This window comes from Streptomyces sp. NBC_00271 (assembly GCF_036178845.1).
Classification (GTDB): domain Bacteria; phylum Actinomycetota; class Actinomycetes; order Streptomycetales; family Streptomycetaceae; genus Streptomyces.
Genome location: NZ_CP108070.1, coordinates 1,273,611 through 1,287,535 on the forward strand (window position 1 = coordinate 1,273,611; position 13,925 = coordinate 1,287,535).

Sequence of the window (13,925 nt, forward strand, 5' to 3'; positions counted from 1 at the left end):
GTCAGCGTGGGCCGGTCCGGTCCGCCGTCACGCGCAGGTACTCGATGCCGGTGTCGAGCGCGGCCTTCAGGTGGGTCGAGTCACCCGTGGACATCATCACCGACACACCTCCCTGGACTCCGGCCAGCAGTGCGGCGGCCGTCGTGTCGACGTCGAGGGTGGGCGACACCAGGCCACGCGCCCGGAGCGCGCGTATGCCTCGGGCGAGTTGCTCCTGCCACTGACGCATCAGCTCGGCCACGATGGCCCGTGCGCCCGGCCGGGATCGCCCGACCTGGAGGAACAGGGACCCCAACGGGCACTGATCTCCCTGGCGTTCATAGCGCTCCACGACCGCGTCCCGCCACTGGTACCAGGACTCCCAGGAGTCCAGGCATCCCAGATACGGCTGCTGGTCCTCCAGGACGCGGTCCGCCTCGAACTGCGCCACCGCCAGCAGTAGCTCGTCCTTGCCTTCGGGGAAGTAGTGGAAGAGCTGGCTCTTGCTCGTGCCGGTCCGGGCGCGGATGTCGTCGAGGGTGGTGAAGGCGACACCCCTTTCGCGGAGCACCTCGGCGGCACCCTCGATGATGCGGGCCCGCGTGGCCCGGCCTTTCGTGGTCGGCGCGTGCGGCATGGCGTGCTCCCTCCCTGGACCGGCGTACTGAACTGACTCACCGGACTAACTCACTGGACCGAGGAGTCCATTTTACGTCCTCACAGGCGTTCCAGACTGGACTTGCTGGTCCATTTTTGCCGATGCACAGTGGGTCGCGCGGTCCAGCCCACCGGTGGACCGCCGTACGGAGCCGGTCGGCCTGCCCGGCCGCGGAGAGCGGGACGAGGACCACATCATGGGTGAACGACTGCACAACAAGACCGCGCTCGTCACGGGGTCGACGAGCAATATCGGGCGGGCGATCGCCGAGGCGTTCGCCGCCGAGGGGGCTCATGTCATCGTGTCGGGGCGCGATCGGGAGCGGGCGGCCCGGGTCGTCGAAGGCATCCGCGCCGCCGGCGGGCGGGCCGATTTCCTCGTGGCGGATCTCGACGGCAGTGCCGGGGCCTCCCGGGACCTGGCCGAGCGGGCGCGTCGGTCCCTCGGCGGGCGCATCGACATCCTGGTCAACAACGCCGGTATCTACCCGGGCGCCGTGACCACCGCCACGGACGAGGAGACCTTCGACCGGGTCTACGCGGTGAACGTCAAGGCACCGTTCTTCCTGACCGCCGCCGTCGCACCGGCCATGGTGGGGGCCGGAGGGGGCAGCATCATCAACCTCGGGTCATGGGTCGCGCGCCTGGGTATTCCGGTCGGCGCGCTCTACAGCTCCACCAAGGGGGCCATGGAGACCCTCACCCGGGCATGGGCCGCGGAGTTCGGACCGCAGGGAGTGCGGGTGAACGCCATCTCGCCGGGCGTGATCCTCCCCCACACGGCGGAAGGGAGCGAACCGCACCCCGGCGAGATCATGATGAAGGGGACACCGGCCGGCGAAGTCGGCAGCCCGGACGCCATCGCGCGCGCCGCCGTCTGGCTCGCCGGTGACGAGGCCTCCTTCGTGCACGGATCGGTGGTGGACGTCGACGGCGGCCGCGTGGGTGCCGCCGTCATCGCCGCGTGAGCCATCGCCGCGCGAGTCACCGAACGCCGTTTCCCGTCACCACACGCGTATCGGCGTGTCTCTCCGCACAGTTGAGAGGCAGAGCCCGCCGGGACGGGACGAGCGGCCGGCCGGGTCCCCGCGCGGCACACCCCGCGCCGGCCGCGCACCTGATGACCGGGGGTCTGTTCCGCCACCGGTCTTCATCGCCTTCATCGCAGGGTGAGCGAGGTCTCGGATGCGACGCGGGTCAGCTTCTCCGGGTTGCGGACGTAGTAGAGGCCGGTGATGCGGGCGCCCTCGACACGGATCGCCATGATGCCGTCGACCTCGCCGTCCAGGCGTAGGACGAGTGCCGGGTTGCCATTGACCACGGTGGGGGCACTGGTGAGCGAGCCCTCGGCCTTGCCCGTCCCGCCGACGATGAAGCGGACCACCTTCTCGGCACCGCTGATCGGCCGCAGCGCGGCCTGCTTGACGCCCCCGCCGTCGCTCACCAGGACGACCTCGGGGGCGAGCACGTCCATGAGGCCCTGCAGGTCCCTGGATTCGAACGCGCGCTGGAACGACTCCAGAGCCGCCCGGATCTTGCCCGAGGGGACCACCTCGCGGGGGCGGCGGGCATCGACGTGCCGACGTGCGCGATGTGCGATCTGGCGGACGGCCGCGGGGGTCTTGTCGACGGCGGCCGCGATCTCGTCGTAGCTGACGTCGAAGGCCTCGCGCAGCACAAAGACGGCGCGCTCGGTCGGCGACAGCGTCTCGAGGACGAGCATCATCGCCATCGACACACTCTCGGCGAGTTCGACGTCCTCGGCCACGTCCGGCGCGGTGAGCAGCGGCTCGGGCAGCCAGGGGCCGACGTACACCTCCTTGCGGCGACTCATGGTGCGCAGCCGGTTGAGCGACTGCCGGGTCGTGATCCGGACCAGATAGGCGCGCGGGTCGCGTACCTGCCCCAAGTCGACCTTGACCCACCGCAGCCAGGTCTCCTGGAGGACGTCTTCGGCGTCGGCGGCCGATCCGAGCATCTCGTATGCCACGGTGAAGAGCAGGTTGCGGTGGGCGACGAACGTCTCGGTCGCCGTGCTGGTGACGTGGTCGCTCATGTCTCGACCCCTCCCCTTCCCGGCCGACGCCGGTCGCCGAAGTCCTTCAAGCGTGCATCCACAGCGAGATCCTTCTCATTTGTCATCGTCGATGCCCGTGGTAGGCCGCCCCGCGAGTGCCTGGCTAGGCCGCCCGTTCAGCGGTGGCCGGCGCCTCGCGCCGCTTGGTCTGCAACAGTTGCCGGCGCTTGGCGTCCTTGGTCCACCATGTGCGCGCACCGGGCTTGCGTGCCTCGTACGCCAGTTGCCAGGGGATGCCCTTGCAGATGAGCTCCTTGATCTTCGCGCCCGGACGGCCGCCGAGGTAGAACCCCTTCGCGGTGTCGTCCCTGGCGGTGAGCTGAAAGACGCCGGCGCGACGGCCCAGACTGATGCACTGACTGACGAACCCGACGTCGATGGGCGCGGGGTGCTCGCCCGCGAGCCGGCTGAGCACTGTCTCGGCGGCCTGCGGGCCCAGCTGAACCGCAGCCTGGCAGCTCATCCGGAACGGCAGGTCCGACGGTGCCGCCGAGTCCCCGGCCGCGACGATGCGCAGGTCGTCCACGCTCGTCAAGGTCTCGTCCGTGAGCAGGCGGCCCAAGGCGTCGGTGCTCAGTCCGCTGCGCGCGGCCAGGTCCGGCACACCGAATCCGGCGGTCCAGACGGTCACCTCGCTCGGCAGCTCGTGGCCGCCACTGAGCCGTACGGCATCACGAGTCACCGCCGTCACCTTCGCGTCGGGGCCTTCGAGCACGGTCACGCCGAGTCGGGCCAGCCGCTTGGCGACCGAGCGCCGACCCCGAGGATGCAGGGAAGGGCCGAGCACCCCGCCGCAGACCAGGGTCACGGTGCGGCCTTCCTCCGCCAGTTCGGCGGCGGTCTCGATGCCGGTCGCACCGGCTCCGACAACGGTCACCGCGGCCGTTGCGGGCGCGGCGTCGACGACCGGCCGCAGCCGTTGGGCCTCCTCCAGGCCGGCGATCGGGTAGGCGAACTCGGCCGCCCCGGGCACCTGCGGGTCGGCGCTGCCACTGCCCACCGCGTAGACCAGATAGTCGTAGCCGACCGTGCCGCCGGTCGCCGACGTCACGCTGCGCTCGGCCGCGTCGATCCGGGTCACGGTGTCGACCACCAGCCGGACGCGCTCGCTCAGGACCTTGCGGTAGTCGACGACCGCGTCGTCGGACCCGCCCACCAGTTGGTGCAGGCGGATCCGCTCGACGAAGGTCGGGCGCGGGTTGATCAGAGTCACTGTCACGTCGTCGCGCTGCGTCAGGCGATTGGCCGCCATGACGCCGGCGTATCCGCCGCCGATCACGACCACATCGGTGTTCTCCGTCATGATGTCTCCTTCGTTTCCGGGGGTTCGGCCTCAAGACACCGCGGGATCGATCGCTGTGACAGCATGTGAGGCAGGTCACTTCGCGGAGTCGGGCCATCGCGCCCGGCGGAACCGTAGGAGGAGTGGCAGTCGTCTCCTCAGCGATCAAACTTGAGGAGAGTGCGCAGTGCGGATCTACATCAGCGCGGACATGGAGGGCGTCACAGGGCTCGTCGACGCCGACGATGTGCAGCCCGGCGGCCGGGACTACGAGCGTGGACGGTCGATGATGGCGGAGGACGTCAACGCCGCGATCCGGGGTGCCCTCGCGGCCGGCGCCACCGACATCACTGTCAACGATGCTCACGGACCGATGCGCAACATCCTTCCGGAGGCCCTGCACCCGGCGGCCCGCCTCATCCGCGGCAAGCCCAAGCACATGCTCATGCTCGAAGGTCTCGCGCCCGAGCACGATGCCATGGTCTGCGTCGGCTATCACTCGCGGGCCGGCGCACTCGGGGTGCTGAGCCACAGCTTCATGGGCCACGAGATCGAAGACATGTGGCTGGACGGCCGGCCGGTGGGCGAGATCGGCCTGGCCCACGCCACCGCGGCGGCCATCGGCGTTCCCGTGGCAGTCCTCACCGGTGACGACTGCGCCTGCGCGGAGATGGCCGAATGGGACGCCTCCGTCACCACCGTGGCCGTGAAGAATGCGCGTAACAGATTCGCGGCGGATCTGCGACCTGCCGCGGAAGCGCGTACCGCGATCGAGGACGCGGTCGCCGCCAGTCTGTCCGCGCAACGACCGGCCACGGTGGTCCCATCGGGCCCGTCCACGCTCACCGTCCGCTGGCAGTCGGCTTCAGTGGCCTCCACCCTCCTGGGAATTCCCGGGGTCACCTCGACGGACACACGGACCGTCCAGGCGCAGGGCCCTCTGCCCAGCCTGTACCGGCTGTTCGGAGTGTGGATGCGAGTGGCGGCTTCCCTCACCAACCAACACCCGTACTGCTGACCGTTGGTGGCCGCCCGGGACCGTCTTGCACCCTTTACTTGGATTCGACTCGTCCGAGCGGGTCGGGGTCGGCCGTCAGCGCGTCACGCGCCGCCTGCCAAGCGGAATCCCCGGGGTGGAGCTCGGTGCGGAGGTAGGCCCAGGTGAGCCGCTGGACCGCGGCCACTCGCTCGGGGTTCTCGTCGGTGGTCTCGGCGACGTCGTATCCGGAAACCCCGCCGAGCCCGTGCTCCGCGTCGAACAGGGTGAGCAGGGACTTGGGGCCCGGGGAGAGGAAGTACGGATCGGCGTGCCATTCCGGGCCCCGAACCGTCAGGTGGGTGGAGGCGTCCTTGTCGCCTGCGACGACGAGCGTGGGCGTCGTCATCTTGGAGAAGTCCATGGTCGAGAAGAAGGAATAGTTCTCGGCCACGAACTCGGTGACGGCATCGCCGCCCCTGCCGGGCGCGGCAAGCAGTACACCCGCCTTGATCCGGGGCTCGGCCAGGTCCACTTCCGTTCCGTCGTCCGGATCGGTGAGCCGGGCGCCGAGCAGCAGGCTCGCGGTGTGCCCGCCCATCGAGTGCCCGGCCACGGCGACCTTGTCGCGGTCCAGGCGCCCGAGAAGCTGCGGGACGGCGGCCTCGATCACGTCGAGTCGGTCGAGGATGCGCGTCATGTCCTCGGCCCGTGAGCGCCAGTGCAGAGGCCCCCCGGGGGTAGCGGGATCCAGGCTCAGCGTGCTCGAGCTCAGGTGGGTGGGCTGGATCACGACGAAGCCGTGCGCTGCCCAGAAGTTGGCGAGGGGGGCGTAGCCGTTCAGCGAGGAGAGGTGGTTCGAGTAACCCTGGCCGTGCGAGAGGAGGATGACCGGCAGGTCGCTCCCGGTCACGGGCGCGGAGACGCGCACCTCCAGATCCACGGCTCGACCGGGGGCCGGCAGTACTACGGGACTGACCGAGAGCACTGGAGTGGGCGGAGCGAAGGCGTGGGCCGGGTACGTCGATTCACTCATGATGCGTATTTCCCTTCAATGACCTCTGCTGCCGGTCCCGTTCGGCTGACGCCTGAGGCGGTCAGGCCCGGTCAGGGGCGTCCGGCATCGACTCCGCATCAAGCGGAGCGTCGTTCCGATTAATATACGGAGCGACGTTCCGCTTTGTCAACGGGCGCCAGAGGGAGAGCGTGGTGCGCGTCGGCGAACGTGACCGGTCCGGCGAGTTCCGAATCCTTTTCCCGGTCGGTCGCCCCGTTGTCGGATTCGTCGCCCCTGCACCCGAAGAGGCGTGTTGAATGGCGTGGCTGAAGGTCCGTCACTCAACTGTTCATAGGGGATCTGGATGTTGCCGGAAATCTTGGTCGGGCTTGCTGCTTCGGGGGGAACGGCGGTCGTGACGGCGGCCGGCACCGATGCCTGGTCAGGGACCCGAACAACAGTGGCCCGGCTCCTGGGACGAGACGGGCAACGGGAAGAGGCGGTGTTGCAGCGCCTTGACCAGACCGCCGCCGATCTCGCACGGGCATCCGACGAAGACGCGCAGGGAGCGCTGGAACGGGTACGTGTCGCACAGTCCCGGTCCTGGGAGACGCGTTTCACGGACCTGCTCCAGGATCTGCCGGAACCCGAAAGGGACGAGGCCGTCAGGGCGCTGCGTTCCCTGGTCGAGCATGTCCGGCAGCACGCTTCCGGCTCCGGTGCCTCGGCCGGTACCGGTGGGTTCGCGGCCACCGGCGACGTCATCATGAAGGCCACAAACGGATCGGTTGTCGCCGGTGTGGTCAACGGAGGTGTGCGCGTGGACCCTCCGAAGCCGGGGCCGGTCCAGGACTGACCGCCCCCGGCTCCTCAAGTCCACAGCGCCGTAGCCGCGGCGCGTTCCTCGGAACACTGCTGCACATGGCGGGCTTCGGCGCCGCCGGTGACAGCCGGGCCCCCTACGTCACCGCCTCCCACGGGGCGGTGGCGGTCGGCCACGCCGACCATGTCACGTACATCCGCAAGCAGCGTGCGCGCCGCTTGCGGATGCTGGTCGTGCCCGTCGTCGTGGCGGGCGGGACGATCACGGCCATCACTCTCGGGCCTGACTCATCCGGGTCGGGCCCCGGGCGGTCCTCCACGGCACCGTGGTTCTCCGCGACACGGTCGCCTTCCGGGCCGCCGTCCGCCACCGGTTCCCCGTCCGCCACCGCCTCGCCGTCGGCACCGATCGTGCGCGCGTCCGGCTCCGCGGCAGCCGTGGCCCAGCCGGAGCGGACCGGTGCGGCGGCCACGCCCGAGGCCGGGGCGCCGCCCTCCGCGGAGTCCGGGGCGACCAAGCTCTCCCCGGGGTCCGTGTCACGCCTCCGGAACGTCTCCACCAACCAGTGCGCGTCCGGCGACGGTTCCGTCTACCCCGGCTTCGGGACCTGCAATTCCAGCGATGCCTAGGTATGGACCTTGCGCTCCTCCGGTGGCGGCACCTTCGAGTTGGTCAACCGCGCGAGTGGAAACTGCCTGTCGGCGCCCTTCAACAACAACTACGCGGCCGGGCTGGAAGCCTGCGGCGGTGTCGGAGGCACTGGCTACGTGGAGTGGCGTATCGGGAGCTCCACCGCGGCAGGCCAAACCCTGAAGAACACCAAGACCGGGCATTGCCTGGAGATCGCCTCCCCGGCGTACGGCGGCGGCAAGCAAGTGATGGTGGCCACCTGCAACAGCGACGAACCCCAGCAGCTGTGGAACAACGGCGGGACCCCCTAGGACGGTTCCGGTCCATCATGGGGGGGCTCGCGGGGAAGCCTATGGACGTGCGGCGCGGCGGGTGCCACGTCACGCCGGCGTCCGGCTTGGGCACGGCACGACGACTGGTCGCTGAGACATCTTGGCGTGCCTCGGCTGACCGCAACGGGGGGGAACATTGACAGGCCCTGATCGCCGTTCAGTACGAGCGAATCCGTGCCCGCCGCACGCGCGTCGGCCAGGGAATCCCGGCCTCCGTCGACGCCCTCACGTGCGTAAGCCAATTCTGGCAAGCACCTGAGAGGGCCGAGAAGGCTCGGGTGCGCGTGCTAAAATCGCCCCACCAATTGCCAGGAATCCTGTCGATTGGCGACACGGCTCGACGATCGGAACCGTATGTCTCTCCTTGCCCGGCCCGGAGTGGCCTCCTTCGCCGCCAAGTCGATACAGCGCCTCGCCGTGGCGGCCGACCGGCGCCCGAGCGGCCGCGGTTCGGCGGCCGCCTCGCACGGGCGCTTCCCCGAGTTCCCGCGCTCCGTGGGCGAGTTGACGGTCCCGACCTCGGTCGCTCCGGCCCGGGTCGTGGTGTACCTGCCGACGTCCGAGGGTCCGCCACCGCCGGTTCACGTCAACTTCCACGGTGGCGGGTACGTGATGCCGCTGACGGAGATCGACGATCCGCTCTGCCGCTTCCTCGCCGCCGAGGCGGGGGTGGCCGTGGTCAACGTCGACTACGTCGTGGCCCCGCAGCACCCGTTCCCCGCCCCGCCCCGGCAGGCCTTCGAGGTCGTCCGGTGGATCGCCGAGCACGGCGGCGAGCACGGCTGGGACGGCAGCCGTCTGTCCGTGGGCGGACAGAGCGCCGGAGGCGGTCTCGCCGCGGCCGTCGCACGTCAGGCACTCGAGGAGGGCGGGCCCCGTATCGCCCTGCAGGTCCTGCACTACCCTCCGTTGGACCTCGCGACGAGCGCCCGGGACAAGCGCGCCGCCATCGCCAAGCCGGTGCTGCGCCCCTGGATGGGAGAGATCTTCGACAGCTCGTACGTCCCCGACCCGCGCGAGCGTGCCGACCGACTGGTGTCCCCCGCGGGCGCGGCCGACACCGCCGACCTCAAGGGCATCGCCCCGGCCCTGGTCGTCACGGCGGAGTACGACCTTCTCAAGGCGGAAGCCGTGCGCTACGCCGAGCGTCTTCAGCGGGCAGGCGCCCTCATCGAGCACCACGACGTGCTCGGGGTCGATCACGGGTACGACGGCAAGGACGACAAGAAGGCCCTGGAGACCTACGCCGTGATCGCCCGTCATGTGCGGAGGGCCCTCAACCCCGAGGCCCGCGAGGCTGGTTGAGCAGCGCCGCACACCGGGATGGGCAAGGCGGGCCGGAGGCGGCGAAGCGGGCGGGCCCGGGACGGACGAGGCGCCCGCCGCACGTCGGACGCCCCGACCACCCGCTCCTCCATCCCCCTCTCCATGGAGGTGACTGTCAGCCCTGCGAGCGGGCCTCGGGTGGCGTGATGCCCAACCTGTCCGCGCTCTCCGTCAGTTCACGCCACACCTTCGCCGCCACGGGTACCCCCTTCTCGGTACGCCGCACACGCACGGCGGCACTGCGCTCACCGGGGTAGAACACGCCCTCGGCGCCGTCCGCCGCGGCCAGACCCTTGAGCGTGCCCAGAGTGGCGTCGACAGCCGCCGTGAAGGCGTCCGCGTCACCGAAGGCCGCCGGGTCGATGGCGATGATCAGGGCGTTCTGGCGGTGCCCCCGGCCCTGGGGATCGTCCGAGTGGAAGGCGGCGAAGATCGGCGCGCCGACGAGCACGCTGGTGAGCAGTTCGAACGCCAGCGACATGCCGGACCCCTTGGCACCGCCCAGCGGCAACGGCATGACCGCCTCCTCCGGGTCGGTGGTGGGGGTGCCGTCCGCGGTGGCGGCGGCCCCCTCCGGCAACGGGGTGCCACTCGCCCTGGCCTGGCGGATCTTCCCCAGGGCGATCGTGGCGGTGGCCATGTCCAGCAGAAGCGGCGCGTGGCTCTCGGCGGGTACGGCGATGGCGAGCGGGCTGGTGGCCACGGCCGCGCCCTTGACCCCGGTGTAGCCCATGTTGGGCATCCCTGCGACGAAGGCGATGCCGACCAGGCCCTGTTCGGCGATCTTCGACACGTAGTAGCCGATGGCTCCGGTGTGGACGGTCCGGCGCACCCCCACGGCCGCGACACCCCCCGCTCTGGCCCGGGTCACCGCCTCCTCGGCGGCCGCGGTGAGGGCCACCGGGCCGGGCGCGCGGTCGGCGTCGAGGACGGCGACCGCCGACGTACCGGACTCGAACGTCATCTCGGGCCGGGCGTTGGCCACTCCCTTGGCGAGCAGCTCCAGATAGGCGGGGACCCGCGCGGTGCCGTGGGAGTCGACACCGCGCAGCGCGGCCCAGACGAACACGTCGGCGATGGTGCGGGCGTGCTCGGGGCCGAGTCCGCCCTTCTCCAGGAGGGCGGCGGCGAAGGCGCGCAGGCCGTCGGCCGGGACAAGGACCTTGCCCGGCTTGGCCGTTGGGGTGTCGGTCATGGTGGCGGTGGCCTCCTGGGTCAGCGGGTGACGAGAACGTCGACGACGGCGGTGGTGCCCTCCGCCACGGCCTTGAGCGCGCGCTCCAGGGCGGGGGCGAGCGCGCCCGGCGCGTCGACGGTCTCGGTGTGCATGCCGAACGGCTCGGCGAACTGGGCGAGTCGGGGCAGCCGGTGCAGGTCGGTGCCGAGCCACTCGCCGGTCTCGGCGGCCGCACCCTCGGGGTAGAACCTGCGGTGGTTGAGGTTCATCGACTTGTAGACGCGGTTGTTGAACACCACGATCAGCAGCGGCAGGTCGTACGCCTTGGCGGCGTCGTACGACGGGATGACGGGGTTGTACGCGAAGGCCCCGTCGCCGATGGTGAGGACCACGGGCCTTTCCCTGGCGGCGAGTTTGACGCCGAGGGCCACCGCGATGCCCTGGCCGAGTCCGCCCTGCACATAGAAGTACGAGTCGGGGTCGGAGGCCTGCACATGGCGTTTCACGACGCGGCTGTGGGTGATCGTCTCGTCGACGACGATCGCGGGCGCCTCCCAGTACATGGAGTGCGGGGCGTCCGGGACGATCTCCAGATGTGAGCCGGGCAGCAGTTCGTGGGCGCGGGTCACGGTCTTCACGCTGAGTACCGCGTCCTTCTCCGCGGCCAGGAAGGCGACCTTGACGCCCGAGTTCTGGATCTCCTCCAGCGAGGGGCCGTTGGTGTCGAGGTTGCGCAGATCGGCCATCTTGGCGACGTTGAAAGTGCCCATCTGCTGGAAGAGGAAGGTGAGGTCGGGCCGCTCCTGTTGGAACCGCCGGGTGAGCAGGCGGTCGATGACGGGGAGCTTGACGGCCTCGGCTCGGTCGGCGGCGGCAAGTTCCTGCAGCTCGGGGTGGCTGATGCCGCCCAGGGAGTGGCCGAGGGCGACCGAGGAGACGCGCTCGGGGCGCAGTAGGGCGGCGCGCAGGGCGGCGACGGAGCCGATGGACTGGCCGACGAGCATGACGTCGGTCAGGTCCTCCTGGTCGAGTACGGCGACGACGTCACCGGGGAAGTCCTGTCCGTCGAACTCGGGCTTCGAGGAGTGCGGACGGGCCGGGGCGTCGGACTTGCCGAAGCCGCGCAGGTCCATGGTGACGACCGTGAACTCCTCGCGCAGCGCGGCCACTTGCTGCCACCAAGCGGCGTGGTGGCCGCCACTGCCGTGCACGAACAGGATCGCCGGACCGCTGCCGTGGCGCTCGTAGTAGAGGGAGGTGCCGTCGGAGTCGGCGATGGGTGCGCCCGGTGCCGCCCAGCGGGCCCGCGCGCGTCTGGGCGGCGCGGCGCTGTGGCGCGGTTGTCGTCGCTGGAGCGGCCGGCGACCGTCGCGTAGATCATGGCCTGGGCGCTGAAGAGGAACAGGCCGGTCAGGAAGACCACGACGTAGGTGAGCGGCAGCGCCATGTGGATGCCGAGCAGATAGACGCCGAGGGCGGTGGCCGCGAACCAGACGGTGGCGACGCGCGCACCGCCGAAGTGGTCGGAGAAGCGGCCGACGATCAGCATGCCGGCGATGCCGCCGAGGTTGATGACGATGACGAAGGACAGCGAGGAGCCGAGCTCGTAGCCCGCGCCGCGCATCATGGTGGGCAGCCAGTTGCTGACGCCGTAGACGAGCAGCAGACCGCAGAACGAGGCCAGCCAGAACAGCAGCGTGGTGCGCCACAGGCCGCCGCGGAACAGGGCGACGACGGCGCTCCAGCGGTCCCCGGCCCCGGGGCGCTCCGCCGTGGGCGCGGGCAGTTCGACGTCGTAGCGCTCGGCGAGCTCGCGGGCTTCCCGTGTGCGTCCCTTGGCGACCAGGAAGTTCAGGGACTCGGGGAGGTACTTGGCGATCAGCGGGACGCCGATGAGCAGCGGGACCACGCAGATCCAGTAGGCGACGCGCCACTGGCCGGCGCCGGTCGTCCACAGGCCGACGAAGCCCGCCAGGATGCCGCCGGCCTGGTGGGCGGTCATCAGCGTGCCGACGATCAGAGCGCGGCGGTCACGCGGGGCGTACTCGGCAACCATCGTGATCGTGGTGGGGAGCAGACCGCCGAGTCCGAGACCCGCGATGAACCGTCCGAGTCCGAAGACACCGAGGCTGGGGGCGACAGCGCAGAGGGCGGACGCGAGCGAGAAGACCGCCGTGCAGGTGATGATCACCTTCTTGCGGCCGATCCAGTCGGTGACCGTACCGCGGACAGCGCGCCGATCAGCATGCCGAAGGTGGCGTAACTGCCCAGGTCGCCGGCCTGGGACGGCTGGAGCCCCAGGGCGTGCTCGGCGAGCATGTTGGGCAGCACGGAGCCGTAGACGAACATGTCGAGGCCGTCGAAGAGCACGACCAGCCAGCACAGGCCGACGACCAGCGTGGCCAGTCCGGTCCCGCGGGCGCGCAGGTCTGGGGAGGGAGACATCATTGTTTCCTCTCGTCCGGGAGAAGTGTCCCTGGAGGGGATGAGTGGGGCGGGTCGGTGCGGCTCGAGCGGCCTGACCCGATGGTGCGCACGACGCTAGGGTTCCGGTTCCCTAAGTGTCAACGCTTTTGTCAACAATCTCAGGAACAATCCAGCCAACGGTTCCGAGAGGCTACAGCAGGAGAGAAACAGCAGGTGAAACGGCCATGGGCGGCACACAGCCGTGTGCCGCCCTGCCTGTTTCGCTGACTTGTTCTCAGTGGTCCGCGGCCGGGTCCAGCGGCGGTGTGCCATGGGTGTGGAAGGACTCGATGGTCTTCAGACCCCACGCCTGCCCCTTGGCCCGTTCGGCCTGGGTCCACGTGATCAGGGGCCAGTCGGGGGCCAGTACGAGACGGGTGAGCGGGTTGCACAACTCGATGCGGTTGCCGCCCGGCTCGTAGACGTAGAGGAAGAACGTCTGCTGGATGGCGTGCTTGTGCGGGCCCGTCTCGATGAACACACCGGTGTCGAGGGCGAGATCGGCGGCGCGCAGGATGTCCTCGCGGGTGTCGGTCGCGAACGCGATGTGGTGCAGCCGCCCGCGCGAGCCCGTCCAGTCCTCGGTGTAGACGACGTCGTACGACTTGTTCGTGAACGTCAGCCACTTCGCGGCGATCCGGCCGCCGTCGAGCTGGATCTGCTCGGTCGGCCGGGCCCCCAGGAGGTGCTGGTGGAAGTCGGCGTTGGCGGCGACGTCGGCGGCCAGGTAGTTCACATGGTCCAGGCGGCGTACGCCCACGCCGTGGCCGGGCTTGGCCTGGGGCTGGTTCTTCAGCCCCGGCTTCAGCTCGTCCGGGGCCTGGTACCACTCGGACTCCCAGTACAGGGCCAGTTCGTGGCCGTCGGGGTCGGCGGTGACGTACAGCGGGCCGAGGCCCGGCTCGTCCTCGGTCCAGCGGCCCTGGTGACCGGCGGCCTCCAGTTCCTTGGCCCTCCGCTGCAGGGCCTCCTCGCTGGAGGCGCGCAGGGCAGTGCGGCGCAGGCCGGAGGTCTGGTGCGCGGTGAGGACGAGGCTGTGGTGCTCGTAGTCGTCCCAGGTCCGCAGATAGACCGAGTCGCCGCTGCGGCCGTTGACCGTCAGGCCGAGGTAGTCGGTGAAGAACCGCAGACTTCCGTCCAGGTCGGGGGTGAGCAGTTCGACGTGCCCGAGGTGGGCGATGTCGCCGAGGGGCGGGGCCATGC

At 70.3% G+C, this 13,925-nt stretch carries 13 protein-coding genes and 1 pseudogene; 6 read left to right on the forward strand and 8 right to left on the reverse strand.

Features of this window, described 5'->3' with window-relative positions; translation table 11 throughout:
- Nucleotide 1: 1 nt before the first annotated feature.
- A complete protein-coding gene (locus OG798_RS06200) occupies nt 2–616 on the reverse strand; it encodes a TetR/AcrR family transcriptional regulator (RefSeq protein WP_095856702.1) in 615 nt (204 codons plus the stop codon).
- A gap of 217 nt (nt 617–833) precedes the next feature.
- Here OG798_RS06200 and OG798_RS06205 point away from each other — a divergent pair, with 217 nt between their 5' ends.
- Entirely contained in the window at nt 834–1,604 is a 771-nt protein-coding gene (locus OG798_RS06205; RefSeq protein ID WP_095858346.1) for an SDR family NAD(P)-dependent oxidoreductase, read from the forward strand.
- A 191-nt stretch (nt 1,605–1,795) separates the two neighbouring features.
- Here the strand turns inward: OG798_RS06205 and OG798_RS06210 are convergent, their stop codons facing one another.
- Together OG798_RS06210 and OG798_RS06215 are read right to left on the reverse strand one after the other, a co-directional pair.
- A complete protein-coding gene (locus OG798_RS06210; protein ID WP_095856701.1) occupies nt 1,796–2,692 on the reverse strand; it encodes an RNA polymerase sigma-70 factor in 897 nt (298 codons plus the stop codon).
- A gap of 124 nt (nt 2,693–2,816) precedes the next feature.
- Nucleotides 2,817–4,016 (reverse strand): NAD(P)/FAD-dependent oxidoreductase, encoded by a 1,200-nt coding sequence (locus tag OG798_RS06215; protein WP_095856700.1) that lies wholly within the window; start codon nt 4,014–4,016, stop codon nt 2,817–2,819.
- Between the two features lie 166 nt (nt 4,017–4,182).
- Here OG798_RS06215 and OG798_RS06220 point away from each other — a divergent pair, with 166 nt between their 5' ends.
- Nucleotides 4,183–5,013, forward strand: a complete 831-nt coding sequence (locus OG798_RS06220; protein WP_328756488.1) for a M55 family metallopeptidase — start codon at nt 4,183–4,185, stop codon at nt 5,011–5,013.
- Between the two features lie 34 nt (nt 5,014–5,047).
- On the opposite strand, the gene OG798_RS06225 is transcribed toward OG798_RS06220, so the two are convergent.
- Nucleotides 5,048–6,007 (reverse strand): alpha/beta hydrolase family protein, encoded by a 960-nt coding sequence (locus OG798_RS06225; protein ID WP_121417492.1) that lies wholly within the window; start codon nt 6,005–6,007, stop codon nt 5,048–5,050.
- A 463-nt stretch (nt 6,008–6,470) separates the two neighbouring features.
- On the opposite strand from OG798_RS06225, the gene OG798_RS06230 reads away from it, so the two are divergent.
- From OG798_RS06230 to OG798_RS06245, 4 genes are all read left to right on the forward strand, one after another.
- Nucleotides 6,471–6,824 carry a hypothetical protein gene (locus OG798_RS06230; protein WP_328756489.1) on the forward strand — a complete coding sequence of 118 codons (354 nt, stop codon included), beginning with the start codon at nt 6,471–6,473 and terminating at the stop codon, nt 6,822–6,824.
- A 65-nt stretch (nt 6,825–6,889) separates the two neighbouring features.
- Nucleotides 6,890–7,420, forward strand: coding sequence for a hypothetical protein (locus OG798_RS06235; RefSeq protein ID WP_328756491.1), 531 nt, complete (start codon nt 6,890–6,892; stop codon nt 7,418–7,420).
- Between the two features lie 9 nt (nt 7,421–7,429).
- On the forward strand, nt 7,430–7,732 hold the full coding sequence (locus OG798_RS06240) for an RICIN domain-containing protein (RefSeq protein ID WP_328756493.1): 303 nt from the start codon (nt 7,430–7,432) through the stop codon (nt 7,730–7,732).
- Between the two features lie 375 nt (nt 7,733–8,107).
- On the forward strand, nt 8,108–9,058 hold the full coding sequence (locus tag OG798_RS06245; protein WP_328756495.1) for an alpha/beta hydrolase fold domain-containing protein: 951 nt from the start codon (nt 8,108–8,110) through the stop codon (nt 9,056–9,058).
- Nucleotides 9,059–9,194: 136 nt separating this feature from the next.
- Here OG798_RS06245 and OG798_RS06250 read toward each other — a convergent pair whose 3' ends face one another.
- The 4 genes and pseudogenes from OG798_RS06250 to OG798_RS06265 all read right to left on the reverse strand — a co-directional run bounded on the left by OG798_RS06250 (nt 9,195) and on the right by OG798_RS06265 (nt 13,923).
- A complete protein-coding gene (locus OG798_RS06250) occupies nt 9,195–10,274 on the reverse strand; it encodes an Ldh family oxidoreductase (protein ID WP_328756497.1) in 1,080 nt (359 codons plus the stop codon).
- Nucleotides 10,275–10,294: 20 nt separating this feature from the next.
- Nucleotides 10,295–11,467, reverse strand: a complete 1,173-nt coding sequence (locus OG798_RS06255) for an alpha/beta fold hydrolase (RefSeq protein ID WP_328756499.1) — start codon at nt 11,465–11,467, stop codon at nt 10,295–10,297.
- A gap of 116 nt (nt 11,468–11,583) precedes the next feature.
- Nucleotides 11,584–12,701: pseudogene (locus OG798_RS06260) on the reverse strand (MFS transporter); the annotation flags it as partial.
- A 256-nt stretch (nt 12,702–12,957) separates the two neighbouring features.
- On the reverse strand, nt 12,958–13,923 hold the full coding sequence (locus OG798_RS06265) for a catechol 2,3-dioxygenase (protein ID WP_328756501.1): 966 nt from the start codon (nt 13,921–13,923) through the stop codon (nt 12,958–12,960).
- Nucleotides 13,924–13,925: the final 2 nt, after the last annotated feature.